The organism is Oleiphilus sp. HI0043 (genome assembly GCF_001634935.1).
The window spans coordinates 1-787 of sequence record NZ_LWEY01000589.1 but is presented as its reverse complement, the minus strand read 5'-3'; the positions used below and the strand labels follow the sequence as shown (position 1 = coordinate 787).

1 pseudogene is annotated in these 787 nt (G+C 42.1%); it reads right to left on the bottom strand.

Annotated elements, in window-relative coordinates:
• Positions 1-192: 192 nt before the first annotated feature.
• Positions 193-787 (bottom strand): annotated as a pseudogene (locus A3729_RS32500) (hypothetical protein); the annotation flags it as partial.

Sequence of the window (787 nt, the reverse complement as noted above, 5' to 3'; positions counted from 1 at the left end):
AAAAGACCTGACACCTTTTTTATTATTAACGGTAACAAACAGGTATATACGCATTGCCTTAAAGCCTGGGCCACAAAAATATTGATTAAGCCTTAACGAAAGCCCATAAAAAAATCCGACAATGTTGCCATCATCGGATTTTCTATTCAGCCTTATGCTAGTTTTTTACATGACTAAGTATTTCAGACTCTACTACTCAAATGAGTCCAGTATCACTTCAGACATACTTTTTCTTGAAGCATTGGTGATATACCGATATTTCTTAAACCATGACCAGTGATGGTGATACTCTACATCCACATCGATTGAGGCATTACCACTGTTTTCGTATTGATTTGCATTGCTCAATGCGAAGGTCATTGGGTGACCGTCAACAAACCATGGAAGTACCAATAGGTTTTGGAAAGACCAGATATTAATGGATTGCGGCATATTATTGTGAGGTGTGTTCTCACTCATAATGATGGGGTAGTAATAATCGTAGTAACCAGACGGGTGCTTCGAGACATACTTCACACGTCCATCTACAGCTAGATCAGACACACATGAATCAATGGACTCTTCCCTGTTAGAGCCACATGCACTATGCAGAGGTACAACACTGTCATCGCCGCCTGTAATCAGCGGGTGCGTAACGAGACCAAAAAGCTCATCACCCGTACCTGCAATACGCAAGTTAGGGATCGAATTAGACGTACCAGACGCGGCTAAGCCTCGAGCAATTTCAGGCTGCAATTCATACGTCATACCAATTCGCGTGCTGGGCAATGTAATATCTGCACCAATC